Annotated in this window: 17 protein-coding genes; 13 read left to right on the plus strand and 4 right to left on the minus strand. The window is 63.9% G+C overall.

Annotation, left to right across the window (positions count from 1 at the left end; translation table 11 throughout):
• Positions 1 to 209: 209 nt before the first annotated feature.
• The 6 genes from JWZ97_RS15100 (at position 210) to JWZ97_RS15125 (ending at position 9,627) form a co-directional block, all read left to right on the plus strand.
• Positions 210 to 1,328 (plus strand): efflux RND transporter periplasmic adaptor subunit, encoded by a 1,119-nt coding sequence (locus tag JWZ97_RS15100; RefSeq protein WP_240342366.1) that lies wholly within the window; start codon positions 210 to 212, stop codon positions 1,326 to 1,328.
• On the plus strand, positions 1,325 to 4,453 hold the full coding sequence (locus JWZ97_RS15105; RefSeq protein ID WP_205430906.1) for an efflux RND transporter permease subunit: 3,129 nt from the start codon (positions 1,325 to 1,327) through the stop codon (positions 4,451 to 4,453). The genes JWZ97_RS15100 and JWZ97_RS15105 overlap by 4 nt, the downstream gene beginning before the upstream one ends.
• The gene (locus JWZ97_RS15110; protein ID WP_205430908.1) at positions 4,450 to 5,907 is read left to right on the plus strand and encodes an efflux transporter outer membrane subunit; all 1,458 of its coding nucleotides are present in this window, start codon (positions 4,450 to 4,452) and stop codon (positions 5,905 to 5,907) included. The genes JWZ97_RS15105 and JWZ97_RS15110 overlap by 4 nt, the downstream gene beginning before the upstream one ends.
• 440 nt (positions 5,908 to 6,347) lie before the next feature.
• Positions 6,348 to 7,157, plus strand: a complete 810-nt coding sequence (locus JWZ97_RS15115) for a spondin domain-containing protein (RefSeq protein WP_205430910.1) — start codon at positions 6,348 to 6,350, stop codon at positions 7,155 to 7,157.
• A gap of 284 nt (positions 7,158 to 7,441) precedes the next feature.
• Entirely contained in the window at positions 7,442 to 8,152 is a 711-nt protein-coding gene (locus JWZ97_RS15120; protein ID WP_205430912.1) for a response regulator transcription factor, read from the plus strand.
• Positions 8,149 to 9,627, plus strand: coding sequence for a HAMP domain-containing sensor histidine kinase (locus JWZ97_RS15125; RefSeq protein WP_205430914.1), 1,479 nt, complete (start codon positions 8,149 to 8,151; stop codon positions 9,625 to 9,627). The genes JWZ97_RS15120 and JWZ97_RS15125 overlap by 4 nt, the downstream gene beginning before the upstream one ends.
• A 47-nt stretch (positions 9,628 to 9,674) precedes the next feature.
• Here JWZ97_RS15125 and JWZ97_RS15130 read toward each other — a convergent pair whose 3' ends face one another.
• Positions 9,675 to 10,322, minus strand: a complete 648-nt coding sequence (locus JWZ97_RS15130; protein WP_240342367.1) for a TetR/AcrR family transcriptional regulator — start codon at positions 10,320 to 10,322, stop codon at positions 9,675 to 9,677.
• A gap of 95 nt (positions 10,323 to 10,417) precedes the next feature.
• Between JWZ97_RS15130 and JWZ97_RS15135 the strand changes: the two genes are divergently transcribed.
• The 3 genes from JWZ97_RS15135 to JWZ97_RS15145 are packed head-to-tail and all read left to right on the plus strand — an operon-like array spanning position 10,418 to position 16,308.
• Positions 10,418 to 11,665, plus strand: a complete 1,248-nt coding sequence (locus JWZ97_RS15135; RefSeq protein ID WP_240342368.1) for an efflux RND transporter periplasmic adaptor subunit — start codon at positions 10,418 to 10,420, stop codon at positions 11,663 to 11,665.
• 12 nt (positions 11,666 to 11,677) lie between these two features.
• A complete protein-coding gene (locus tag JWZ97_RS15140) occupies positions 11,678 to 14,857 on the plus strand; it encodes an efflux RND transporter permease subunit (RefSeq protein WP_205430916.1) in 3,180 nt (1,059 codons plus the stop codon).
• Complete coding sequence (locus JWZ97_RS15145) at positions 14,854 to 16,308, plus strand: efflux transporter outer membrane subunit (RefSeq protein ID WP_205430918.1); 1,455 nt, start codon at positions 14,854 to 14,856, stop codon at positions 16,306 to 16,308. Before JWZ97_RS15140 ends, JWZ97_RS15145 begins: the two co-directional genes overlap by 4 nt.
• Before the next feature lie 68 nt (positions 16,309 to 16,376).
• On the opposite strand, the gene JWZ97_RS15150 is transcribed toward JWZ97_RS15145, so the two are convergent.
• Positions 16,377 to 17,150, minus strand: a complete 774-nt coding sequence (locus tag JWZ97_RS15150; protein WP_205430920.1) for a hypothetical protein — start codon at positions 17,148 to 17,150, stop codon at positions 16,377 to 16,379.
• Positions 17,151 to 17,429: 279 nt separating this feature from the next.
• On the opposite strand from JWZ97_RS15150, the gene JWZ97_RS20255 reads away from it, so the two are divergent.
• A complete protein-coding gene (locus tag JWZ97_RS20255) occupies positions 17,430 to 19,670 on the plus strand; it encodes a methyl-accepting chemotaxis protein (RefSeq protein WP_205430922.1) in 2,241 nt (746 codons plus the stop codon).
• A gap of 85 nt (positions 19,671 to 19,755) precedes the next feature.
• On the opposite strand, the gene JWZ97_RS15160 is transcribed toward JWZ97_RS20255, so the two are convergent.
• Entirely contained in the window at positions 19,756 to 20,949 is a 1,194-nt protein-coding gene (locus JWZ97_RS15160; protein WP_205430924.1) for a hypothetical protein, read from the minus strand.
• 300 nt (positions 20,950 to 21,249) lie between these two features.
• On the opposite strand from JWZ97_RS15160, the gene JWZ97_RS15165 reads away from it, so the two are divergent.
• The 3 genes from JWZ97_RS15165 (at position 21,250) to JWZ97_RS15175 (ending at position 25,573) form a co-directional block, all read left to right on the plus strand.
• Entirely contained in the window at positions 21,250 to 21,450 is a 201-nt protein-coding gene (locus tag JWZ97_RS15165) for a hypothetical protein (RefSeq protein WP_205430926.1), read from the plus strand.
• Positions 21,447 to 24,743 (plus strand): PAS domain S-box protein, encoded by a 3,297-nt coding sequence (locus tag JWZ97_RS15170; protein WP_205430928.1) that lies wholly within the window; start codon positions 21,447 to 21,449, stop codon positions 24,741 to 24,743. Before JWZ97_RS15165 ends, JWZ97_RS15170 begins: the two co-directional genes overlap by 4 nt.
• Positions 24,744 to 24,958: 215 nt before the next feature.
• Positions 24,959 to 25,573, plus strand: a complete 615-nt coding sequence (locus JWZ97_RS15175) for a transposase (protein ID WP_305799063.1) — start codon at positions 24,959 to 24,961, stop codon at positions 25,571 to 25,573.
• A 131-nt stretch (positions 25,574 to 25,704) separates the two neighbouring features.
• Here the strand turns inward: JWZ97_RS15175 and JWZ97_RS20380 are convergent, their stop codons facing one another.
• Positions 25,705 to 26,055 carry a hypothetical protein gene (locus JWZ97_RS20380; RefSeq protein WP_205430931.1) on the minus strand — a complete coding sequence of 117 codons (351 nt, stop codon included), beginning with the start codon at positions 26,053 to 26,055 and terminating at the stop codon, positions 25,705 to 25,707.
• Positions 26,056 to 26,103 lie beyond the last annotated feature (48 nt).

Raw genomic sequence — 26,103 nt, forward strand, 5'->3', positions numbered from 1 at the left:
GCAGGTATTGCCCAACCTTCCCCCGTGTGATGCTCCGTAGGTTTCGCTTCCATGAAGCGAGACCTACGGGTGGGTTTTCGCCTATATCATGACATGGCGAGTCCGGCATACATTGCGCAGGTTCGGGCAGCCATACCTGGCGCATTTCAGTCTTAAGGTAATTCACGATGAGGCCTCCACAACTTCAAACATGCCGGGTTAAAACGACATTGATCGGCAGGTTCATACCGTTGGTCCTGGTGGGTTTGCTGGCCGCCGCTTGTGCCGATCAGGGAGAGCAGGCATCCCCGCCGCGCCCGGTGCGTGCGTTTCGCGTCGGAGATCAGGGGCCGCAGGCACTAGCCAGTTTCGCCGGAGAAGTCAAAGCACGTCGCGAGACGGTCTTGTCGTTCAGGGTCGCCGGCAAGTTGTCGGCGCGGCTGGTCGATGTCGGCAGCCGGGTTCGCAAAGGTCAACCCATAGCCCGTCTGGATCCCGATGATTACCATCTGGCTATCCAGAGCCTTAACGCACAACTGGTTTCGGCGCGGGCAGAGCGCGATTTCAATCGCAGCGATCTCGCCCGTTACCGGGAGTTGCTCGATCAACATCTCATCAGTCCGCCGGAGTTTGATCGTCATCAAACTGCATCTACCGCGGCACGCGAGCGGGTAGCGGCGCTTGAGGCGCAGCTCGGGCAGGCCAAGAATCAATTGGTCTACACCGAGTTGCTGGCCGAACGGGATGGCGCCATCACCGACTTGAACGTCGAGGTTGGCGATGTGGTTGCTGTGGGACAGCCGGTCGCCCGACTTGCTCAATTGGACGAAAAAGACGTGTCTATCGACATTCCCGAGCAACGCATCGGTGACATACGGCTCGCGCAAGAGGTCTTCGTGGCGCTTTGGTCGGACGGCCGGCCACGGTATCGGGCCAAGGTGCGCGAAATTGCGCCGGCGGCGGATCCGACCACCCGCACCTACCGGGTACAAGTCGCGCTTGTGGAGGGTCAGGAGCAGGTTCGCTTGGGAATGACCGCGACGGTTGAAGTACCCGTGGCGGGTACGGCTCACCGCGCCATACCGCTGTCGGCGATTTTTTCCCCGAAGACCGATCCACAACAGCCCCGCGTGTGGCTGGTGGATGCCACTACAGAAACGGTCAGATCTGTTCCAGTGAGCGTGGGGCGGAATGTCGCCGGCGAGCGGATCGAGGTGAGCGGACTGGCTACTGGGCAAATCGTCGTGACGGCGGGTGTCCAGCGCCTGGCCGAGGGACAGAAGGTGCGCTTGCCGAAGGAGAGTACCGTGGTCCCGCAGGAGAACCAGCCGGGGAACCCGCAGCCATGAGACAGTTCAATCTGACCGAGTGGGTGCTCAGGCATCGATCCTTTACGAGTCTGTGCCTGGTTCTACTCGTATGTGGCGGCGTTTTTGCTTGCCTGATGATGGGCCAAGGGGAAGATCCGGAATTCACCTTCCGGCTGATGGTGGTGAAGACGCTTTATCCCGGAGCGACCGCGCTGGAAGTGGAGCAGCAGGTGACCGATCGCCTGGAGAAGAAGATACAGGAGCTGCCCAATCTGGACTACATCCGCAGTTATTCCAAGCCCGGCGAGTCGGTCATCTTCGTCACGCCACGGGAAGACATTCCCGCTCGGGACGTGCCGGGACTTTGGTATCAGGTGCGAAAAAAAGTGGGCGACATCGCCCCGACATTGCCGTCGGGCGTTCTGGGCCCTTACTTCAACGACGAGTTCGGCGACACCTATAGCGTTATCTATGCCTTTTCCGGTGAGGGCTTCGGTTACGCCGGTTTGAAGGAAATCGTCGAATCGGTGCGGCAGCAACTGCTGCGTGTGAAGGATGTAGAGAAAGTGGACTTGATCGGGACACAGGAGGAAAAGATTTACCTGGAGTTCTCCGACAAACGACTCGCCGAATTAGGCCTGAGCGCTTCCACCGTAGCTCAGGCATTGCAGAGCCAGAACGCTATTGCCCCCGCGGGGCTCATCGTGGCGCCGCAGCGTAATCTGCCGATCCGCATCACCGGCCAGTTCGATTCGGTGGAAAGCGTTGCCAATACGGCCGTTCGCATCGAGGGTCGTACTTTGCGGATCGCCGATTTCGCCAAGGTAAGCCGCGGCTACGCCGATCCTCCCGAATACAAGATGCGCTTCAATGGCAAGGACGTGATAGGACTGGGCGTTACCATGAACAAAACCGGTGATGTCCTGCGGCTGGGCAGGGCCCTGGCTGCCAGCATGGCTGGCCTGCGGGCCGAGCTGCCCGTGGGCGTGGACATCGAACAGGTGGCCGATCAGCCCCGTGTGGTGCAGCGCGCCATCGGCGAGTTTCTGCGGACGTTTTTTGAAGCCTTGGCCGCCGTTTTGATCGTCAGTTTTCTGAGTCTCGGCTTTCGGACTGGCTTGGTGGTGGCTCTGACTGTCCCCTTGACGTTGGCGGGCACGCTGGTTTGCATGTTGATTTTCGGCATCAGCCTGCACCGCATCTCGCTGGGCGCTCTGATCCTGGCGCTCGGGCTGCTGGTGGATGATGCCATGATTGCCATCGAGATGATGGCGCGCAAGCTGGACGACGGCTGGGAACGCATCCAGGCGGCAACGCACGCCTACTCGGTTACCGCGTTTCCCATGCTGACAGGTACCTTGATTACGATCGCCGGATTTCTGCCGGTGGGTCTGGCCAAGTCGCAAGCAGGCGAATATACGGTGGCCATCTTTCAAGTGGTTGCGATTTCTCTGGTCCTGTCCTGGTTCGGCGCGGTGATCTTCGCGCCTTATCTGGGCCACTGGCTGCTCAAGGTGAAGCCTAAAAGCGAATCCCCGCACGACTATTTCGATACCCCTTTCTACCATCGCTTGCGGCGCTGGGTGGCCTGGTGCATGGATCATCGCCTCGGTATCGTGGTCGGCACCGCGCTGTTGTTCGCCGTGGGTGTGTTCGCCCTGACCTGCGTTCCCCAGCAGTTTTTCCCGCTCTCCAATCGCCCTGAAGTGATGGTGGACATGTGGTTGCCGGAAGGCAGTTCCTTCGCCGAAACCGAGGCGGCGGCTAAACGACTCGAGACCGTGCTTGCCAAGGATGTGGATGTCGAACACTACGCGGCCTATGTGGGCGGAGGGAGTCCGCGCTTCTTTCTGCTGATCACCCAACAGCTCAACCATTCTAATCTGGCTCAATTCGTGGTGATGACCAAGGACAGTACGGCGCGCGAGCGTGTCATACAGCGGCTTCGGCAAGCCTTTGCAAGCGATTTTCCCCAGGTACGTGGCCGCACCATGCGCCTGGACGTCGGGCCACCGCTGGAGTATCCCATCCTGTTTAGGGTCTTAGGCGAAGACGCCAAGGTGGTGAGAAACATCGCCGATCGGGTGAGCGCCGTGGTGCGCGCCAATCCCAACACCGTGGATGTGAACGACGACTGGAATGAGCAACTCCCTTCGCTGCGGCTCTCGTTGGACCAGGACAAGGCCAGAGCGCTCGGAGTTAGCAGCCTAGGACTGGCGCAAACCCTGCAGATGCATTACAGCGGCACACCGGTGGGGCAGTTTCGCGAAGCCGACAAATTGATCGATATTGTCTGGCGCGCCTTGCCGGAGCATCGGGTTGCCGCCCACGAACTCCCGGACGTCTCGGTGCAGACGTCCACCGGGCGATCGGTGCCCCTGTCGCAATTGGTCAAGACCGAACTCGTGTTCGAAGACGGCATCCGCTGGCGGCGTAACCGCTTTCCCGCCATCAGCGTGCGCGCCGATGTGGTCGATGGCATGTTGGCTCCCGACGTGGCGGCGCAGATCATCCCGCAGCTCGATGCCATTCAGGCGTCACTGCCGCCGGGGTATTTCATCGAAGTGGGTGCGGCAAAGGAAAACAGCTGGCTCGCGCAGAAATCCATCTTGATATGGATTCCCCTGGTACTGGTCGCCACGCTGATTCTGCTCATGGTGCAGTTGCAGAATCTGTCCCGCGCCTTCCTGGTGTTCATCACGGCGCCTCTGGGCGTCATCGGCGCGGCGTTTGCCCTGCTGTTGTTCCATTCGCCTTTCGGCTTCGTCGCTTTGCTGGGCATCATCGCCTTGGCCGGCATGATCATGCGCAACTCCGTGATACTGGTCGATCAGATCGAACAGGACGAGAAAGCCGGTCTGGACTCCTGGACGGCGATCCTAGAATCAACCGTGCGCCGCTTCAGGCCCATCATGCTTACCGCGGCGGCGGCGGTCTTGGCCATGGTGCCGCTGTCCCGCAACGACTTCTTCGGCCCGCAGGCGGTTGCGATCATGGGCGGCTTGACCGTGGCCACCGTGCTGACGGTGTTCTTCCTGCCGGCATTGTACGCACTCTGGTTTCGAGTCGAGCACCTGCCCCTTGACGGCCCACAGTCGCCGCAACTCCAGTGCAACCCCGTCGCGGGGGAAATCATCGCCATGCCCGCCGGAGAGGAGCTATGAAAATACTTGCGGTTCCAGCCCCGTTGCTCATTCCGGTGATCGTCGCTTTAACTGCATGTACCCCCACCCGCGTGGACAACAAGCTGCCATTGCCGGCTGTCCCCCACTACAGTCAATCCGGAGATACCCCGACGACGGTCGATCCATGGGCCTTGTCCTCATGGTGGAAGGGGTTTCGGGATCCCGTGCTCGACGCCTTGATTGCCGACGCGCTCGCTGCCAACCACGATATCAAGATCGCGAAATCGCGAGTGCGTGAGGCCAAGTCGATGATCACCATCGCCGAATCGGCCTTGTATCCCAGCCTCGAAATCTCCGGATCAGGGGGGCGGGAAAAGAGTCTGGATCGGGTGTTCGCCGTCCCCGGCCAACGCGGGGTCGAACTCATCGCTCCGGCTGGCAACCTAATCAGCGGTGGACTGGCGGCACGCTGGGAGGTCGACCTGTTCGGAGGGCGGCAACTGGAGGCCGAGGCGGTAAGCGCGCAGGCCGAGGGTAGCCGGGAAGCGGAGCGTTCCGTGCTCGTGGGCGTCCTGGCGCAAGTTGCCACCAACTATCTGGAGTTGCGGGGCACGCAGGCGCGGGCAGAAAATCTTCGGCGACGCATCGATCTGCAGCAGCAACGCTTAAAGGTGGTCCGTGCCTTCTCCCAGGCCGGAAGGGCCACGGAATGGGAGGTCGCGCGGCAGCAGGCCTTGTTGTATGGAACCGAGGCCACACTTCCGGCACTGGACAACGCGATCGCGGCGCTGACGCATCGACTGACGGTGCTGACGGGCAAGCCACCGGAGCAACGGGATACCCGTTTGGCTTTTACTGGCAGGCGACTTGCGACCCTACCCACGATACCCAATCTATTACCGTCGGCCTTGCTCGATCAACGACCCGACATGCGTCTGGCTAAGACCCAGCTAGACGCGGCGGCGGCCAGCCTTGGCTCGGCACGGGCGGACCTGTACCCCAAAGTGGTCCTTTCCGCCAGCGGAGGTCTGGGCACATTGGCCACCGGGGGTATGCCGACCTTGGCGGAAACCGTCTACGCACTCGGTGCCGGGCTTTCGGCGCCGATCTTCAACGCCGGTCGAATACGCGCTCACATTGCGGCACAGGATGCCAAGCTGGAGCAGGCGGCGGCCAACTACGAGAAGACCTTTCTCTTGGCCCTGGAGGATGTCGAAAACGCATACGTTGCTCTTCGCTCGTCGCAGCAGCGACAGCAACAGTCCGCTCAGGCTGAAGCCGCGGCCGATGCCGCCCATCGCCACGCCCAAGCGTTCTTCGAGCGCGGCGTGGCGGACGTTCTGGCGGTACTCGACGCCGAGCACATCCGCTTGGATATGTATGACGAATCTATCAAGGCCGACACCGCGGTTTCCGTCGGGCTGGTGTCTCTATACCGGGCGCTTGGCGGCGGATGGGATCTGAACGATGCTCCCGAGGCGCGAGCCCCGTGAAGCATCCACCATTCAGACAGCCGGCGCGGATATCTATCCGCTAAATCCCGGGGCACTCGACTGCAATGCCGCGGTGACGGCCGAAACCGCCGTATTCAGACCACGGCCCGAAGTCCGCCCGAAGCCGAGCAGGATGCTTTGCCGGCTCGGTTGCACCATATAACAGGGGGCGAGGTTCGACAGGCGTATGCCCTGGCTCGCCGAATGCCCGGCCGGGCGCCTTGCTGCGCGCGCGGGTTCTGCCGGCCATGGCTTCATCCGACCGAAATCGGTGCCGCTCTCGCCGATGCTGTCTCGCAAATTCGAATGAGCGGGTAGGCCAGGACGCGGGATCTCCGGAAGCCAGAGACCCAATAGTGATTGTTTCGTGACGACTTCGTGATCTTTTCGTTCGCACAATGAAATCGCCCATGGGGCACACCACATGAAGGAGATACACGATGCAATTCAATAAGCACAAGCTGACCGCTTTGATGACGGCGGGGATGCTCGCCGCATCAACGGGGGCCGATGCGGCCAGTGTGACGATTTCGATTACCAACCTTTCGGGTGCCGGCGGGCCGGCATTCAGTCCGTTCTTCGTGGCCTTCCACGATGGATCATTCGACCCCTTCAATCCCGGCTCGTCGGCGTCGCCGGCGATAGAAGCTCTCGCCGAATTCGGTAACGGCGCGGGTTTGTCGACCGAGTTCGCCGCTGCCCGCCCGGACGGCCTCAGCCGCACGGTGACCTCGACCACGAACGGCTTCGGTCCCGGCATTTTCCTTCCGGGCGGCAGCGGTAGCGTCACGTTGGATCTCGATCCCGTGAAACATCGCTACCTCAGCTATTTCGCCATGGTCGTTCCGTCCAACGACCGCTTTTTCGGCAATAACTCCCCGGTCGAGATCGAGCTGTTCAATGGCAGCGGCCAGTTTACGGGCGGGGTTTTCGAGGACGGAAGCGACGCTATCTGGGATGCCGGCACGGAACTCGACGGGCCGACGGGAGCGGCCTTCCTGGTCGGTTCAAACGCCGCCGACAGTCCGGCGCAAAATGGCGTGATTACGGCCAACGGCGATTTCTCGGTCTATGCCGGAAGAGCCACCCCGGCGGGCTACGATTTCACCGGTATTCCGGGCTCGGACGTGCCCCTGCTGCGTATCGGCGCCGTCTCCGCGGTGCCGGTGCCCGCCGCGGTATGGCTGTTCGGCAGCGCGTTTTCGGCGCTCGCGCTGTTCCGGCGCAAATCCGGACCAGCCACGAGCTGAGTGGCGTATTTTGATGCGAGCCTGCCCGGCCATGAAAACCGGGCGGTTTTCCCGCAGGGAGCAGCGGGTCACGGCGCCCGCTCTCGGGTCTGGCTATCCGAAGCACGTCGATGCCGACGGCCAGTGAACGACCCAGCCGGTCGCACCGGCCGGCATCCGGGCGGGTTCATGGTGCTCGGATGAAAATCAGCCACTCGGCACGGACGGGTCAATAAAGGTGACTGGAGCTGGTGGACCGGCTTGCACATAATCGGAGCGACCCGAATCAGACCGATACCTGTGCCATGAAACAAATCCTAGTCATCGAAGACGACCCCGATATCGGCGACATGCTGGACATCAACCTGCGGGACGAAGGCTACGCCGTGGAAGTCGCGACCGACGGCGTGGAGGGTTTGCAACGGCTGCGAAATAGACGCTACGACTTGCTGGTTCTGGATCTGATGTTGCCCGGCATCGACGGCCTGGAGATCTGCCGGGAGGTCAGGCGCATGCCCAGCTACCAGCCCATCGTCATCATCAGCGCCCGATCGACGGAAACCCATCGCGTGCTGGGTCTGGAACTGGGCGCGGACGACTATCTCACCAAGCCGTTTTCCGTCCCCGAACTCGTCGCCCGCATACGCGCCTTGTTTCGGCGCGTCGAAGCCTTGGGGCGGGAAGCGCAGGCGCAGACGGGGGTCGTGGCCTGCGGTCCGTTCACCATCGATCCGGCCGGCTACACGGTGTCGCTGGCAGGCCAGCCGGTCGCGCTGACGCTCAAGGAATTCGAACTGCTGCTGTTTTTCGCCCGCAATCCCGGCAAGACTTTTACCCGCATCGCCTTGCTGAACAGCGTGTGGGGCTATTCGCACGACGGTTACGAACACACGGTGAATTCTCACATCAACCGCCTGCGGGCCAAGATCGAGCGCGATCCGGCCCGGCCGGAATTCATCCAGACCGTGTGGGGCGTGGGTTACAAGTTTGCCGATTGCACGGAGGAGCGGGCATGAGATTCCGCTCGCTCTACAGCCGCATCGCGCTCACTTTCGCCGCCTTGATCCTGCTGTTCGGAGGCTTGTGCGGCGGGCTGGACCTGGTGGCGGCGAAAAATCACCAGCAGGAAATCGTCCAGCGGATCAGCCACGGGCTGGCCGCACATATCGCCGAGCAGTGGCCCTTGTTCAAAGGCGGCCGCGTCGACCACAAGGCGGCGACGGAATTGTTCCACATGCTGATGGTGGTGAATCCCAGCGTGGAGTTCTATCTGCTCGATGCGGGCGGCGCCATCCTGGCCTATGACGCGCCGCCCGGCAAGGTGCAGCTCAAGCAGGTCACTTTGGAGCCCATACGCGCGTTTCTGGCCGGTTCGCATTTGCCCCTGCAGGGCGACAATCCGCGCAATCCGGGCACACGCGAAATATTCAGCACCGCGCCTATCTCCGAGCGGGGAGAAACGGTTGGCTATCTCTACATCGTGTTGAGCGGCGACGACTACCGCCGCCTCGCCGCCGATGTCTGGCAGGGACATGTATTCCAGATCGCCCTGTGGGTGGGGGCCGGGGCCTTGCTGCTGACCCTGGGCGTGGGATTGGGCCTGTTCTCCGCGATCACCCGCCGGCTCGATGTTTTGACCCGGACGGTGACGGCGTTCGACGACGCCGACCTTGCCGGGAGTCTGCGGTTCGACCGGCCGGTGAGGGAGAGCGAGGACGAGATCGGCCGGCTCGCCGGCGCATTCACCCGCATGGCGGAACGCATCGCGGTGCAGATGGGCCAGATTAGGTCGCAGGACGAACAGCGGCGGGAAATGGTCGCCAACGTGTCCCACGATCTTCGGACGCCTCTGACCTCCATGCAAGGCTATCTGGAGACCTTGCTGCGCAAGTCCGATCAGCTCTCAGCCGACGAAAAGCAGCGTTATCTCGAAGTGGCCGTGCGCCAGAGCCGGCGGGTGGCCCATCTGGCCCAGGAGTTGTTCGAGTTGGCGAAGCTGGAATGCGAGGAAGTCAGGCCGGCCGTCGAGGGTTTCTCCCTGCCGGAGCTGATCCAGGATGTCATCCAGAAATTCGAACTCCGTGCGCGCGGCCAGCGGATCCACATGAACGCCTCATGGCGGCAGGAGGGAATTCCCCTGGTGTACGGGGACATCGGGATGATAGAGCGCGTGCTGAGCAACTTGATCGACAACGCCCTGCACCACACGCCCGAAGGCGGCGAAGTGCGCATCGAACTGGCTGCGAACCGGCCGAATGACGTGATCGTGCGGGTTTCCGACAGCGGCAGCGGCATCGCCGAGGAGCATCTCGCCAGCCTGTTCGACCGCCATTCGCCCTTGCGCCGCACGCCGGGAAGAGTGCGGGGCGGCTTGGGGCTGCTCATCACCCAGCGCATACTCCAACTCCATGGCAGCACGATAGAAGTGCTGAGCGGCCAGGGGCGCGGCGCGATGTTCACCTTCAAGCTGCCCACCACGGCCCCCGCCTGAGCGTATCGTGCAAGCCCAGCCCCCGGGGGGAGTGGCCGCACCGGTCGTCATGGAACGGCGTCCGCCGGCAGGCAGCCGTGCAGAAAGTGCTGGACCACGAGCCTGACCCAGGCCAGGGTTTCCGCTTCCGTGGGACAGGCTTCCAGTCCCAGTTGCTGGCGGTGAAAGCGTTCGCCGCGCAGCGCATTGAGGAATTGCCCCGCGAGGAAGCGCGCGTCGCCCTCGACGAGGCGGCCGGCCTGCTGCTCGGCCGCGAAAAATTCGGTTAGCCGTTCGAGCGTCCGTTCCGGGCCGTTGCGGTAAAACTCCGCGGCAAATTCCGGCAGCCGGTGGGCCTCGGCCATGATCTGGGCGCGCAGGCAGATGCACGCCGAACGGGTGATCCTGTTCAAATAAAAGCAGCCGAAGTTCACCAAAACCTCATCCAGCGTATCCGCAGTCGTGTTATGCAGAGGCAGGTTGGCGACGAATTCATCGCTCACCCTGCGGATGACCGCGCCGAACAACTCCTCCTTGCCGCCGAACTGGCTATAGATGGTGCGTAGGGAAACTTGCGCCTCGCGGGCAACGGTTTCCAGGCTCAAGTTGCCGAAGCCGTGTTCGGCGAACAACTGCATGGCCTGATCCAGCAACTGGTCGCGCCGTACCGTTTCCTCGCCTTTGCGGGGCCGCCCCGGACGAGTCGTCTTTTTCACGTCGTTTTGCAAAACATCCTCGCTATAATTAAATGAAACGATATGTTACCATTTTATTTGAAGACTTTGGCCTAGCCGCAGGGGAGAACGGAATTATGACCAAGATGATAGAAGCAAGCTCCAAGCCAGGGCAGCGAGCGGATGTATCCGCCGCCGGCGGACCGGCGCGCGGCATGAGCCCGATGCACGGTGCGAGGAGCTTGCGACGGCTGCTGCTTTCCGCGGCGGTTCTGCCCATCCTCGCCGGTTGCGGCCCATCGGCGCAAACGGACGGCGGAGCCAGGCCGCCCACTCCGGTCAAGATCGCCCAGGCGGTACAGCGCGAAGTGGTCGAGTGGGACGAATATCCCGGCCGCATCGAGGCGGTGGAGGCGGTGGACGTGCGCGCTAGGGTTGACGGCTATCTGGAGAAGGTGAACTTCAAGGCTGGCGACCGGGTGAAGAAAGGCGACCTGCTGTTCGTGATCGATCCCCGGCCCTTCCGCGCCCAGTTGAACTTCGCCCAGGCCGAGCTGGCGCAGGCCAAGGCCCGGCTGGAGCTGGCGCGCAACAACCTGAAGCGCGCGGAACACATGTTCAAGTCCAAGGCGATCTCGGAGGAAGAATACGACGCGCGCAGCAAAGGACTCGCCGAAGCCGCCGGCGCCGAACAATCGGCCGAAGCCAAGGTTTATTCCGCCCGCCTGAACCTGGAATTCACCGAGGTCCGGGCGCCCATCGCCGGGCGTGTTGGGCGCGAGCAGATCACCGCCGGCAACCTGGTCAAGGGAAGCGGGGCCGACGCCACGCTGCTGACTTTCATCGTGTCCACCGATCCGGTTTATGTCTACGTGGACGTGGACGAGCGTTCCGCCCTGAAATACCGCCGGCTGTCCGCCGCCGGCTGCGCCGACGGTCCCAAGGGCTGCAAGCCGGCGAACCTGGCGCTGGCCGACGAGCAAGGCTTCCCCCATGCGGGGGTCATCGATTACGAGTCGCCGCGCCTCACCGCGGCCACCGGCACCCTGACGCTGCGCGGTTTGTTTCCGAATCCCGACGGCCTGTTGAGCCCGGGGCTGTTCAGCCGCCTCAGGCTGCCCGGCAGCGCGCCTTTCCAGGCGGTATTGCTGCCCGATCGCGCCGTCGCCGCGGACCTGAGCCGGAAGTTCGTCTGGGTGGTGAAGGAAGACCAACACGTCGAGTCGCGCACGGTCGTTCCGGGCCCTCTGATCGACGGGCTCAGGGTCATCAAGGAGGGGCTGAAGCCGGGCGAGTGGGTGGTCACCGAAGGCATACAGAAACTCAGGCCCGGCGCGGCCGTGCAGGCCGAGCGGACCGCCGCGCCCGAAGCCGGCAAGCAATAAGGTCGAACTCCCATGGAAAAATTCACGCATTTTTTCATCGACCGGCCGATCTTCGCCTCGGTCCTGTCCATCGTCATCGTCCTGGTCGGCGGGCTCGCGCTGTTCGCCCTGCCCATCGCCCAGTATCCCGAGATCGCGCCGCCGACCGTGGTGGTGAGCACCGTCTATCCCGGCGCGAATGCCAAGGTGGTGACGGAAACGGTGGCGACGCCCATCGAGCAGGAGGTGAACGGCGTCGAGGACATGCTTTACATGTCCTCCCAGTCCACCAACGACGGCACCATGGCGCTGACCATCTCGTTCAAGCCCGGCACCAATATCGACAAGGCCCAGGTGCTGGTGCAGAACCGCGTGGCCCTGGCCGAGCCGAAGCTGCCCGAGGAGGTGCGCCGGCAGGGCATCAACGTCAAGAAGCGCAGCCCCGACCTGAGCCTGGTGGTCAATCTGGTTTCGCCCGACCAGCGTTACGACAGCGTATACCTGAGCAACTACTCCACGCTGCAGATCAAGGATGCCCTGGCGCGTCTGCCCGGTATCGGCGATATCCTGGTCTTCGGCGCGCGCGATTACAGCATGCGGGTCTGGCTGGATCCGGAGCAGATCGCCGCACGCGATATGACCGCCTCCGACGTGGTGCGCGCATTGCGCGAGCAGAACCTGCAGGTGGCGGCCGGCGTGGTCGGCCAGCAGCCCGCCAAGGCCGGCATCGATTTCCAGTACACCGTCACTACCCTGGGGCGGCTGATGGAGGCGGAGCAATTCGCCGGCATCGTCATCAAGACCGGCGCCGACGGCGAGGTCACGCGTCTCAGGGACGTCGCGCGCATCGAACTGGGCGCCAAGGATTACTCGTCCGCGCTTTATCTGGACGGGCAGCCCACCGTGGGGCTCGCGATCTTCCAGTTGCCGGGCTCCAACGCACTGGAGACCAAGGAGGCCGTCGAGGCGGCGATGAAGACGCTGAAGGCGAGCTTCCCCGAGGGGCTGGACTACAACATCGTCTACGACACCGTGGTGTTCGTGAAGCAGTCGATCGAGGCGGTGGTCAAGACCTTGTTCGAAGCCATCCTGCTGGTCGTGCTGGTGGTCGTGGTGTTCCTGCAGAACTGGCGCGCCAGCGTGATTCCCCTGATCGCGGTGCCCGTCTCGCTGATCGGCACCTTCGCCGTGATGGCGGCTTTGGGGGTCTCGCTGAACACGCTTTCGCTGTTCGGCCTGGTGCTGGCCATCGGCATCGTGGTGGACGACGCCATCGTGGTGGTGGAGAACGTCGAGCGCCACATGGCCCTGGGCGAAAACGCCCGCGAGGCGACCCGACGGGCGATGAGCGAGGTGACGGGGCCGGTCGTCGCCACCGCCCTGGTGCTGGTCGCGGTCTTCGTGCCCACCGCCTTCATCGTCGGCGTGTCCGGCGCTTTCTACAAGCAGTTCGCGCTGACCATCGCGGTGTCGACGGTGATCTCGGCCTTCAACTCGCTGACCCTGAGCCCGGCGCTGTGCGCCCTGCTGCTGGAGCGTGCCCACCATGACCCGGACCGCCTCACGCGTATCATCGACCGCTTGTTCGGCTGGTTCTTCAAGGGCTTCAACCGATTCTTCGATTCCTTCAGCTCGGGATATTCGCGTCTCGTCGGACGCCTGGTGCGCATGGCGGCCGTGGTGCTGGTGCTCTACGTGGGGCTCAATGGACTGAATTTCCTGGCTTTTGAAAAAGTGCCCACGGGCTTCATCCCCCAGCAGGATCAGGGTTATCTGATCCTCTACACCCAGCTGCCGGACGCCGCCTCGGTGGAACGCACCAACGCGGTGGTGCAGCAGGCGACCCGCATCATCCTGGACACCCCGGGCATCACCCACGTCAACGCCTATGCCGGCTGGTCGCTCTTGACCGGCGCCAGCCAGTCCAATGTCGCCACCATGTTCGCGCGGCTCGACGCGTTCGAGAACCGCGGCGGCCGGCCCGAGCTGCATGCGGACGCCATCGTCGCGAAACTGCAGCAACGCCTGTCGCAGGTGCAGGACGCCTACGTCGCCGTGTTCGCCCCGCCTCCGGTGCGCGGCATGAGTTCGGTCGGCGGCTTCAAGCTGCAGGTGCAGGACCGTTCCAACGCCGGCATCGAGGCCTTGCAGCAGGCGACCAACGAGCTGATTGCCGCGGGCAATCAACAGCCGGGCATGGTGGGCTTGTTCACCACCTTCCGTTCCGGCGTGCCGCAGCTCTATCTGGACGTGGACCGGACCCGCGCCAAGGCCATGGACGTGCCCTTGAGCGGGATATTCGAAACCCTGCAGATCTATCTCGGCTCGCTCTACGTCAACGACTTCAACCGCTTCGGCCGCACCTACCAGGTCACGGCGCAGGCGGATTCCGCTTTCCGCATGGGCGCCGCCGACATCGCCAAGCTGAAGACGCGCAACGCGGAAGGCGGCATGGTGCCGCTGGGATCGCTGATGGACGTCCAGGAAATCACGGGGCCCGACAAGCTGATGCGCTACAACATGTACCCGACGGCCGAGATCAACGGCGCCACGCTGCCCGGCATCAGTTCCGGCCAGGCCATCGCGACCATGGAAAAGTTGGCGCGTGCCGAATTGCCGCCGGGCTTCGATTTCGAATGGACCGAGATCAGCCTGCAGCAGATCCTCGCCGGCAACGTGGCCATGCTGATCTTCCCCTTGAGCGTGGTCTTCGTGTTCCTGGCCCTGGCGGCGCAATACGAGAGCTGGTCGCTGCCGTTCGCAGTGATCCTCATCGTGCCCATGTGCCTGCTCGCCTCCATGACGGGGATATGGCTGCGCGGTATGGACAACAACATCTTCACCCAGGTCGGATTCATCCTGCTGGTGGGCTTGGCGGCGAAGAACGCCATTCTCATCGTCGAGTTCGCCAAGCGGCGCAGCGAGGAAGGCCGCAGCCGCCACGAGGCGGCCATCGAGGCCTCGCGCACCCGCTTGCGGCCCATCCTGATGACCTCGTTCGCCTTCATCATGGGCGTGTTTCCTCTGGTGAACGCCCAGGGTCCGGGGGCGGAAGCGCGGCAGATCCTTGGCACCGCGGTGTTCAGCGGCATGCTGGGCGTGACCCTGTTCGGCCTGATTCTCACCCCGGTGTTCTACGTGGTGATCCAGGCCCTGGTCGAGCGCCGCCAGGCCCGCCTCAAACACTCTCGGCATGCGGAGGTCAAGCCATGAGCCCCATCACCACTCCGTCTTACATCCACCTGAGGCCGATCGTCGCGGCGCTGGCCACGGCCCTTTTGTCGGCCTGCGCGGTCGGGCCTGACTATCGCCCGCCGGCGGCGGAAACCGGGACTTCCGCATTCACCCAGGCGGCCCAGCCCGAGTTTTCGGCGCGGAGCGTGGAAGTAGCCTGGTGGAAGCTGTTCAAGGATCCCGAACTGGTCGAACTGGTCGACCAGACGTTGAAGAACAATCGCGACCTCCGGGCCGCCATGGCCAATCTGCGCGAGGCGCGGGCCCTTTATCTGGATGCCGGGCTGGACCTGCTGCCGACCGTCACGGCGCACGCCAACTACACGGAACAGAAGCGCAGCATGGCCGCGCTGAACAACCGGGCTTTCGTGCCGCGCGAGCTGAAGCTATACAACACCGGCTTCGACGCGTTCTGGGAAGTCGACTTTTTCGGCCGGGTACGGCGCAACGTGGAGTCGCGCGGAGCCGAGGTCGACGCCGAGGAGGCCAGCCTGCGGGACCTGACGGTCAGCCTGATCGCGGAGGTCGCGCGCAATTACTTCACGCTGAGAGGCATGCAGAACCAGTTGGCGGTGGCGCATAAGAATGCCGAGAATCAGGCCGAGACGCTAAAGCTGACCGAGGCGCGCCTGGAAGCGGGGCGGGGTACCGAACTCGACACCGCGCGGGCGCAGGCCCAGCTCGACACCACCCGGGCCACCATCCCGCCGCTGGAAGCCGCCGTGCTGGAGGCCATCCACCGGCTGGGCGTGCTCACCGGCCAGGCGCCCGGCGCGCTGACCAGCCGGCTTGCCCCGCCTGCCGCTATGCCCGGCGGGCCGGAAACCATAGAAATCGGCAATCCAGCCGACCTGTTGCGCCGCCGTCCGGACATCCGGGTCGCCGAGCGTCGCCTGGCGTCCGCCACCGCGCAGATCGGCGTGGCCACCGCCGACCTTTTCCCGCGCGTCAGCTTCGTCGGCAGTCTCTCGCTGGAAAGCACCACCTTGTCGGCCTTGGGCGGCGCGGGCTCCGACAGTTATTCGGTGGGACCGCGCATCAGCTGGGCTGCGCTGGATCTGGGACGGGTCTATGCCGGCATCAAGGCGGCGGACGCCCGCGCCGAAGCGAATCTCGCGCTCTATGAGCAAACGGTGCTCAATGCGCTGGAGGAAACCGAGAACGCCCTGGTCAATTACAACCGGCAGCGCGCGCGGCGCGACCTCCTCGCGCGGGCGGCCCAGGCCAGCCAGCGGGCCCATGAACTGGCGCATCTGCGTTTTCAGGACGGCGTGAGCGATTTCCTCACGGTGTTGGACACCGAGCTGCGCCTGCTGCAGGACCAGGAAAGGCTGGCGCTGAGCGAAACTGCCACGGCTACCGCGCTAGTGGCGGTGTACAAAGCCTTGGGCGGCGGCTGGGAAAACACCCCGATACCTTCCGGCTTATAGGTTCGTATCGGACGCCGCGGCGGGCGACGTGTTCGGTCTCGCCCATGCGTCGGTGCGCTCCGGCCGGCTCAGGGGCCGACGCGTTCGAGCACCTTGGCGCTCTCCTCGTCGGACTGGTAAATCCAGAATGCGGAGACGTGGCGGCTTTCGATGGAGGCCAGCAGGCCGATCCCCGCCGCGAAAAACCGGTATTGCGTGTCTTCGAGCCTGGCCGGGCCGACCCGCCCGCTGAATGTCGATTTCACCACGATCGCGTCGAAGCGGCCGGCGGGCACCACCAGCCGGCAGGCGCCGAGATAGTGATAATCGACCGTCAACACGCCGCGGTGTATCACCTCGGATAAGTCACCCGCGGAGTAGACGTTCACCGCCATCCTGATCCGGCGCCGCTCGCCCGGTGCGATCGCCTTGGGCAGCAAGGGTTCGGGTGGGTCGTAACGGGTCACCGCCCGGGTCCGGTGGTCTTCCACGCCCGAGATCGCCAGGCTGCCGTCGCCCAGCCGCTGCAGATATCCCACCTCGTCGTCGCCCGCTTCATAACGCCATCCGGCCCAGTCGGACTGGAGCGGCGTCTGGAAAATGCGGTAGCGCTGGGGTTTTCCGACCTGCGGCCCCCGCACGATACGAAACGATTTCGCGGTCGTAGCAAGCGGGAAATAGCGGCCCGGCTCGTCGATCACGGGCGCGTCGATTTCCGCGCCGACCACGCCCCGGCCCAGGGATGACTCGATGGATAGCCGGTCGTCGTCCGGCAGCTTCAACGGGGCTCCGTCCATGGCGGCGGACATTCCCAGGTGCAGCAGCAGACTCGACAACAGGGTGGCACGGGCAGTTGGGCTCATGGACCGTGGGGAGGCACAGGGTTTACCGGACATCATGCTACGCCATCGTTCCCGGGCAAGTCGACCGCAGGCCCGAGACCGTGACGAAAGCTGCGGAGGGACTACACTTTCCGCTCCTGCATGCCGCAGCCGAAGGATGGGCGCCGTCGAGCGCACTTACCGCATAGTCGGATTCGGGACCGGCCGGGTATCCGACCCGCGACCCCCATCCGCACGGCGGGCATTGCGTGTAAATCCCGATTCGAGCAGCGCCCCTAATAAAGATAAATGGAGCCCTCCATGACCGTCCCCAATTTGATATTCGGCAAACTATTCTCTTCCGACCGCCTCGACGAGGCCGTGCGCATCGTGGAAAAGCTGGCTCAGCGCGATTTCGACGTGAGCATCGACAGCGAGCGGCGCGACCGTTACGCGCCCTTGATGCAGGCGCTCGACAAGCTGCGCAAGTCCCTGGTGCAGGATCAGCGCCAGCTCGCCGCCCTGGACGTCGTCACGGCCAACGTCATGATCGCGGACGCCGATCTCAATGTCGTCTACATGAACCAATACGGCCGGCGGCTGATGGAAGAGAGCGAGGCCGATCTGCGCAAAGTCCTGCCGCATTTCACCGCCCGGAATCTGATCGGGGTCAACATCGACAGCTTCCACAAGAACCCGTCTCATCAGCGGAATCTGCTGGCGAACCTGAATTCGTCCTATCACACCCGCATCGAAGTCGGGCCGCGCAAATTCGCGCTGACGGCCAACCCCTTGCGCGACGACAAGGGCAAACGCCTGGGTACCGTGGTCGAATGGAACGATCGCACGGTATTCGACGAAGTCGAAAAGCGCACCCACATACTGGAAACGGCGCTGGAAACCGTCAGCACCAGCATCATGGTGGCCGACCCGGATCGCCGCATCACTTACATGAATCCGTCGGCGACCAGCATGTTCAAGGATCTGGAGCCCCGGCTGCGCACCCTTTATCCGGGCTTCTCGGCCGACCGCCTCCTCGGCTCCAGCATCGACCAGTTCCACAGCGACCCCGGGCACCAGGGCGAATTGCTCGCTGCGCAAAACAGCTCGATAACGACCAAATTGTCGCTGGGTTCGTTGAGCCTGGAACTCACGGCCAATCCCATCGTCGATGCCAAGGGACAACGCCTCGGCACGGCGGTGGAATGGTTCGACCGCACCCCGCAGGACTCTTTCGATCAGGAGATAACCAAGATGATAGGCGGCGTCATGAAGGGGCGCCTGAACAGCCGCATGAACGTGGAAGCCATTCCCCTGCCGCATGGCGTCTATCGCAAGACGGCCGAAGGGGTGAACTTGATACTGGATGCCGTGATCAACCCCTTGAACGTGGCTTCCAACTATGTGGATCGCATCGCTCACGGCGACGTGCCGCCCAAGATCACCGACAAATACCACGGTGATTTCGACACCTTCAAGAACAACCTCAACACCTGTATCGATGCCATCAACGCCCTCATCGACGACGCCGGCATGCTGGCGCAGGCGGCCGTGGATGGACGCATCCAGACGCGCGCCGATGCCGGCCGGCACCAGGGCGATTTCCGCCGCATCATCGAAGGCGTCAACAACACCCTCGATACCCTGCTCGCGCCCATCATCGCCATCAAGCAGGTGACCGATTCGATCAACACGGCGGCCAAGGAAATCGCCATGGGCAATTCGGACCTCTCGCAGCGCACGGAGGAACAGGCCTCCAGCCTGGAGGAAACCGCCTCCAGCATGGAAGAGCTGGCGTCCACCGTCCGGCAGAACGCCGACAATGCCCGCCAGGCCAATCAAATGGCGGTGGCGGCGTCCGACGTCGCGAAACGCGGCGGCGACGTGGTGCAGCGGGTGGTCGGCACCATGCATGACATCAACGAAAGTTCGCGCAAGATCGTCGACATCATCAGCGTCATCGACGGCATCGCCTTCCAGACCAACATCCTCGCGCTCAACGCCGCGGTCGAAGCAGCCCGTGCCGGCGAGCAGGGCCGCGGTTTCGCGGTGGTGGCCGGGGAGGTGCGCAACCTGGCCCAGCGTTCCGCTGCGGCGGCCAAGGAAATCAAGGCCTTGATCAACAATTCGGTGGACAAGGTCGACGACGGCGCCAAGCTGGTGGAAGAAGCCGGCCGCACGATGGACGAGATCGTCACCTCGGTGCGCCGGGTGACCGACATCATGGCGGAGATCGCCGCCGCCTCGGTGGAACAAAGTTCCGGCATCGAGCAGGTCAACCAGGCCATTACCCAAATGGACGATGTCACGCAGCAGAACGCCGCGCTGGTGGAGCAGGCGGCCGCGGCGGCCGAGTCCCTGGAAGAACAGGCCACGGCTTTGGCTGAAAACGTGGCGCAGTTCCATCTGGAAGGCTATTCGGAGCTGCCGCCCGCCCGGCCTCAGGCGTCCCGCCACGCCCTGCCGTCCCAGGCCCGGTTCGCCACCCCGAAAAAGCCCACCGCCGGCAAGCCGCTCAAGGTACCGCCCATCGCCAGCGACGACGAGTGGACGGAGTTCTGAGTCGCCGGCGGATCATAAACGGGTGAAAAATTCGCGGGGCGTCAGGCCCCGCGAGCGGAGCGCCCGCCCCGCACTCCGGGCGGAACTATTTGGATCGGAGCGTGCCCAGCTTTCCCAGCCAGCGCGCGGCGGGCCGACCCAGCCATAGTCGGGCGTCGGGCCGGTGCCGCAGCGTGGCGTCGAGAAAAGCGGTGCTGACGCTGCGCACCACCGCCAGTTGACGAATCTGTTCCTTGCGCTGGTCCGTGCGGCGCTTCGGCCTCGGCCCGCCCGCATAGCCACCCGGCCCGCCTCCGGTGCCGAAGGGGCCGCCGCCTTCTTGCGTATCGTCCTCGGCGTCATCGTCCGGCCATTGCGTTTGGCCGTCGTCTTCGGCGGATCCTCCCGGTTCTTTCGCACCGCCCTGCCGCCGCATCGTCCGGGGATCCGCGCCGGGCCAGTGTCCCGCGAATAGCGTGTGCCTGGCGTCGCGCAGCAGCAGCAGGTGTTTGTCGCCGGCCGGCGCATGTTGCCAAAGGGCGGAGCGCAGCGAAGGCGAGCTGATGCCGTAGGGATCGTCGTCTTCCGTGCCGGTGACCGCGAGCAGGGGCATCGCGATATCCTGGAAGCGGTTGGCGAGTCCTCCCGCGGCCAGGTCCACGGAAGGACTGAGTAGGATTGCGCCACGCAGCGTCCAGCCGCGCAATTCGGGTATTTTCGCCTTCACCGCTTCGCCGGCCAGAACCGCCGCGGTCTGGGCGCCGAGGTCGTATCCGGCCACGACGGCCTGGCTCGTGTCGAGCGAGGAATAGGGTGATAGCCCCGACTGCGCCCGGCGCTTGAGTTCGTCCAGCGCCCAGCCCAGATGCGTGAGGCGGCTTTCCAGCGCGGTTTGCGAAAATTGCTGGCGGCCGACCGCCCTCAGTTCGGTGCGCGGGCTCTTGCCCAGGGCCTTGAGTGCGTCGGCCGCGCTGACCGCCTGCACGGCGAAGACTGCGTAGCCCGCCCCGGCCCAGGCCTGCCGCCACAGCGGGGCGGAGTCGGCATCCTCCCCCATCCCCGGCAGATAGACGACCACGGGATAAGGCCCCGGTCCTTCGGGTGCCAGCAGCGAAATGGACAGGGCGGTTTGCCCATGTCGCCAGGTTTCCAGGACGGACTGGGTCTTGAAGTGTTGCGCAGGAGCATATCCGCCTTCGGCGGTAAATCGCTCCACGGCCTCCGCCGCTGCCTCGGGGTCGAGCCTGCCTGGCCCCATGACGCAGGCGCTGGCGGTGAACAGGTACAGGCATGTGGCCATCCATCGTAAGGGGCGAAGCGTGCGCAAGGCCGGTGCGCGCGTCGGGGATCGTTGTCGCTGAAAAGGTGTCCTCGTCACTCGTATTCCTGTGGTATGGATTCCGCGGCCGGGGGGCCGGTCTTGCGGCTGGCTGCCGGAGCCAGCGTCGGCGGGCCGCTAGTCTGGCGGATATGCGCGTTAACGGGAGTAAAGGATACGTAAAGCTTGGTAAACCCGTGGTCCGCGCGCCGATTTCCAGCGCGGCGAGGCTTCGCTATGATCTCACCCCAGGCCGAGGGAGCCCAAACGAGGAAGGCGACGATGATGGACGATGCTGTAGCAGCCGCGCAAACACACCGGGATTTTGCCCCGCCGACCGGCCCGGTCGCGGTGCCCATCGTCGCCGGGCGCGGCACGCGCTTCGTCGCCGATCCCGGCGAGGCTTTTGGCGCTCGCGCCGGGCGGTACGGCCACCTCAGCTCACCGCATTCGCTCGCGGCCGGATACCGGAAGCGCTCATGAGCCGGGCGGGAAAGGGAGGCCGCGGCGGCGATCCCGCGCGCTGGCTGGTGCTTGCCTATGCGAGTTTCGCCAGCGTGTGGATCTGGCTTTCCGACGAAGCCCTGATCTGGCTGTTCGACGATCGCGAACTGATCTTCCTTGCCAGCACCGTGAAAGGTTGGGTATTCGTGGCCGTCACCTCGCTATTGCTGTATGTGTTCAGCCGACGCCTGTTCGCCCAGATACTCTGCGCCTCCCGCTACGAGCGCGACGCACAAACGGAAAATGCGCGCATCCATGAGCTGCTGCGCTCCATCGTCGACAGCTCCACCGACGCCATCTTTGCGAAAGACCTGGACGGCCGCTACCTCCTGGTCAACCGGGAAACGGCGAGGCGCATGGGCAAATCCGCCGAACAGATCCTGGGCCGCAAAGATGCTGAAATCTTCCCGCCGGGTCAGGCGGCGGCCATCCGCGCCAACGACCGGCAGGTGATTGCGGCCAACTGCATCGGCAGTTACGAGGAGACGGTCACCACCGCAGACGGGGAGCGCGTATTTTTGGCGACCAAAGGCCCGCTGTCCGACGGGGCAGGCAATGTGGTCGGTCTGTTCTGCATCGCGAGCGACATCACCCGGCAACATCGGGCCGCCGCCGCCCTGCGGGCGAGCGAGGAGCGCTTGCGCCTGGCCCTCGATGCCGCCCGCATGACCACCTTCGACTGGAATTTTGCCCGCGGCCGTATCGTCTGGTCGAGAGGACACGAAACGTTGTGGGGTTTCGCGCCGGGAGAGTTCCGCGGCACCTACGAAGCGCTCGCGCGACGCATCCATCCGCAGGATCTGCCCGGTGTCCAGGCGGCGCTCGCCGAAAAAGGACGCAATCGCCCGTCATTCGCACGGGAGTTCCGCGTGGTCTGGCCGGACGGCAGTGTGCACTGGCTCGCCGTCACCGGGCGCTTCGAATTCGACGCCGCCGGGCGTGCGGTGCACTTGCGCGGCGTCGCGCTGGAAAAGACCGACCGCAAAGTCGACGAGGAGCGGTTGCGCAAACTCTCGCTGATCGTGGAGCAAAGCCCGGAGAGCATCGTCATCACCGATGCGGACGGGCGGATCGAATACGTGAACGATGCCGGTGTGCGGGCGACGGGCTACCGCCGCGAAGAGATGTTGGGGAAAAACCCGCGCATACTGAACTCGGGCAGGACGCCACGAGAGAATTTTTCCACGATGTGGGCTGCGCTGAAACGCGGCGACGCCTGGAAGGGCGAGTTCTACAACCGCCGCAAGGACGGCAGCGAATTCGTCGAATTCGCCATCGTCGCCCCGTTGCGCCAGGCGGACGGTTGCATCAGCCATTACGTCGCGATCAAGGAGGATATCACCGAAAAGAAGCGTCTTGGCGCGGAGCTCGACCGCCACAGGCTCCATCTGGAAGAACTGGTGGCGCAGCGCACCGAAGAACTCGCCGCCGCCCGGCAGCAGGCCGAAGCCGCCAACCGGGCCAAGAGCGCCTTTCTGGCCAACATGAGCCATGAGATACGCACGCCCATGAACGCCATCATCGGCCTCACCTACCTGCTGCGGCGTGCCGGCGTCTCGCCGCAGCAGGCCGCACGTCTCGACCGGATCGACAAGGCCGGGCGGCACCTGCTGGCCCTCATCAGCGACACCCTGGACCTCTCCAAGATCGAGGCGGGTCGGATACAACTGGAATGCACCGATTTCCATCTCTCGACCATACTCGACCCGGTCGTTTCCATCATCGGCGAATCGGCCGGAGAAAAGGGGCTCGGGATCGAGCTCGACCGGGACGGCGTGCCCCTCTGGCTGCGCGGCGATCCCACCCGGTTGCGTCAGGCCTTGCTCAACTATGTCGGCAACGCCATCAAATTCACCGACAAGGGCTCCATAGCCGTGCGCACCCGCCTGCTGGAAAGCGACGGCGACGATCTCGTGGTGCGTTTCGAAGTCAGCGATACCGGCATGGGGATAGAGCCCGGCACGCTGGCGCGGTTGTTCGAGGCTTTCGAGCAGGCCGATCCGTCGATAACCCGGAAACATGGCGGAACCGGCCTGGGACTGGCCATCACGCAGCGGCTGGCGCGAGCGATGGGAGGCGATGCCGGCGCCGAGAGCACGCCCGGCGTGGGCAGCACGTTCTGGTTCACCGCCCGCCTGCAGCGTGGCCGGAGCAACATGCCCGCCACGCCGGTCACGCGCGCCGAACACGCCGAGGCGCAATTGCGTGCGCGACACGGCGGTGCGCACCTGCTGCTGGCGGAAGATAACGCCATCAACCGCGAAGTTGCGCTAGAGCTGCTGCACGGCGCCGGTCTGCGGGTGGACACCGCGGCCGATGGCCGGGAGGCCGTGCAAAAGGCGCGGGAACGGGCCTATGACCTGATTCTCATGGATATGCGCATGCCCGTCCTGGACGGACTGGAAGCCGCCCGCGCCATCCGCGCGCTGCCGGGGAGGGAAACCACTCCCATCCTGGCGCTCACGGCCAATGCCTTCGACGACGATCGTCGTGCCTGCGCAGCCGCCGGTATGAACGACTTCATCGCCAAGCCGGTGGACCCCAAGATGCTTTATAGCGCCGTGCTGAAATGGATGCCTGCCGGGGCCGGTCGGGGATCCGCTATGGGCGCGGCCCAAGACTCGGCACCCGATCGGAAAAAAGACACGGTCCGCACGGAGGATCTCGAACGCCTCGCCGGTCTGCCCGGCTTGAACACGGCGCAAGGTCTGGCGGTGCTGCACGGCGATGCTGGCCACTATCTGGATTTGCTGAAGCAGTTCGTGGAATCTCATGCCGACGATCCTGCCCGGCTGTCGTCGCGCCTGGACGAAGGCGAGCACGACGCCGCCCGGCACCTGGCTCATACCCTCAAAGGCAGCGCAGCCACATTGGGCGTCGAGCGTCTTGCGGAAGCGGCGGCGCGCCTGGAAGCCGCGCTGCGGTCGGCGGGGGCCGAACGCCCGCCGCGCGGCCTATTCGATCCCGATCTGGACGCCATCGCGAGCGAACTCGCCGCCTTGGCGGGTGCGCTCCCCCTCACGCCCACCCTCCCGGCGTCGGTCCCTCCCGACCCGGAAGCCCTGAGACGCGCGCTCGACGAGCTCGATCTCTCCCTGGCGCAGAGCGACACCGCGGCCGTCGTCATCTTTCACGATAGCGTCGCGCCCCTGATGGACGCCCAGGGCTGGCCCGGCGACGAACTCGCGCGCCGAATTTATCAGTTCGACTTCGAAGGTGCGCGAGCGGTATTGCGAGCCCTGCACAGCCCAAGCGATAAACGCCTGTCGTGAGTCATCGTGTGACGAGCGCCTGTTCGAAAGAAGTGGAACGACTGCGGAATATGCGTTTCCGGATGGCCCGATCCATCGAACTTGTGCCCCCGCATCCCAATGCCGTTTAGTTAAGGGTCGTTCCCGCATGGCTGAGCGGAGCCGAAGCCAGCCGACCGCGCGGGCCGTTCGCTTCGACTCCGCTCAGCGAACGGGTTAATAGCATGTAGGTTGGGTTGGCGGAGACAACCCAACATATCCCGATACGGTCATGGTTGATAACCGTCACTCTCACGATCGAGCATTGGATCATGCGCTACCGTCGCGATTATACGGAGGGAGCCACGTATTTTTTTACCGTGGTGGTTTTCCGCCGAATTCATTTGTTCGATGACCCGGATCGGGTAAGGCAATTGCGTGCGGCATTCCGGGCGGAGAGGGCGCGGCGTCCGTTTTCCATCGACGCCATCGTGATTATGCCGGACCACATTCACGCCGTTTGGACAATGCCGGCGGGGGACGCGGATTATTCCATCCGGTGGCGCAATATCAAGCGCGCATTGACCCAACAGATCGAGACCGAAAACCGCCCGGCCGTGTCCGCGCGGCGACGGCATAAAAAGGAACAGGCGATATGGCAGCCGCGATTTTGGGAACATCGCATTCGTGACGAAAGGGATTATGCCCGGCATATCGATTACATCCATTACAACCCGGTCAAGCACGGGTATGTGAAGTGCCCGGTGGATTGGCCGTACAGCAGTATTCATCGATATGTCCGCCAAGGCATTTTGCCGGCCCATTGGGGATGCGGAGCCATGGAGTTTCCCGACGACATCTGCCACGAGTAGGTTGGTTTGGCGGAGACAACCCAACGACGACCGGTCGGCAGATATAGCCGCAGTGGTCAATTCGTCCACCGGGAAATGTTAGGTTGCGATGGAGCCGCAACCCAACCTACGCCGCTACCGCCCCGAATGGATCAATGCGTCCAAAGCCAAACATCGCGAAAGCACGATATGGCAGCGGCGGTTTTGGGAACATCAAATCCGCGATCCAGACGATTTCGACCGGCATTTCGCACATCCATAGCAATCCGGTCAAGCACGACCATGTTCCCCGCGTCGCCGATTGGCCGTATTCCACGTTCCACCGATATATCCGCGCCGGCGTTTACCCGGAAAATTGGTGTGGTGGCGAAAACCCGACGTTCGATGCCGAGGGTTTCGGCGAAACGCCGTAGAGTGGGCATGTTGTCATGCCCACCATTTTCCCGGACGGAAAATCCGTAGGGTGTGCACCGCACACCAGGCCGCGAGATTTTCGGAAACATGGGGAAAATATTCCCAGACATGTTTCAATCAATATGCCAAGTGGTGGG

Origin of the sequence: Methylococcus sp. EFPC2 (assembly GCF_016925495.1) — a bacterium.
Taxonomy (GTDB): Bacteria; Pseudomonadota; Gammaproteobacteria; order Methylococcales; family Methylococcaceae; genus EFPC2.

What these genes read in the sequence shown, in the direction of transcription:
- JWZ97_RS20255 (WP_205430922.1), top strand. Translation starts at nt 17,430, where the DNA reads ATGACCGTCCCCAATTTGATATTCGGCAAACTATTCTCTTCCGACCGC.
- JWZ97_RS15110 (WP_205430908.1), top strand. Translation starts at nt 4,450, where the DNA reads ATGAAAATACTTGCGGTTCCAGCCCCGTTGCTCATTCCGGTGATCGTC.
- JWZ97_RS15125 (WP_205430914.1), top strand. Translation starts at nt 8,149, where the DNA reads ATGAGATTCCGCTCGCTCTACAGCCGCATCGCGCTCACTTTCGCCGCC.
- JWZ97_RS15120 (WP_205430912.1), top strand. Translation starts at nt 7,442, where the DNA reads ATGAAACAAATCCTAGTCATCGAAGACGACCCCGATATCGGCGACATG.
- JWZ97_RS15140 (WP_205430916.1), top strand. Translation starts at nt 11,678, where the DNA reads ATGGAAAAATTCACGCATTTTTTCATCGACCGGCCGATCTTCGCCTCG.
- JWZ97_RS15115 (WP_205430910.1), top strand. Translation starts at nt 6,348, where the DNA reads ATGCAATTCAATAAGCACAAGCTGACCGCTTTGATGACGGCGGGGATG.
- JWZ97_RS15160 (WP_205430924.1), bottom strand. Translation starts at nt 20,949, where the DNA reads ATGGCCACATGCCTGTACCTGTTCACCGCCAGCGCCTGCGTCATGGGG.
- JWZ97_RS15105 (WP_205430906.1), top strand. Translation starts at nt 1,325, where the DNA reads ATGAGACAGTTCAATCTGACCGAGTGGGTGCTCAGGCATCGATCCTTT.
- JWZ97_RS15145 (WP_205430918.1), top strand. Translation starts at nt 14,854, where the DNA reads ATGAGCCCCATCACCACTCCGTCTTACATCCACCTGAGGCCGATCGTC.
- JWZ97_RS15165 (WP_205430926.1), top strand. Translation starts at nt 21,250, where the DNA reads ATGATGGACGATGCTGTAGCAGCCGCGCAAACACACCGGGATTTTGCC.
- JWZ97_RS20380 (WP_205430931.1), bottom strand. Translation starts at nt 26,055, where the DNA reads ATGTTTCCGAAAATCTCGCGGCCTGGTGTGCGGTGCACACCCTACGGA.
- JWZ97_RS15170 (WP_205430928.1), top strand. Translation starts at nt 21,447, where the DNA reads ATGAGCCGGGCGGGAAAGGGAGGCCGCGGCGGCGATCCCGCGCGCTGG.
- JWZ97_RS15150 (WP_205430920.1), bottom strand. Translation starts at nt 17,150, where the DNA reads ATGAGCCCAACTGCCCGTGCCACCCTGTTGTCGAGTCTGCTGCTGCAC.
- JWZ97_RS15135 (WP_240342368.1), top strand. Translation starts at nt 10,418, where the DNA reads ATGACCAAGATGATAGAAGCAAGCTCCAAGCCAGGGCAGCGAGCGGAT.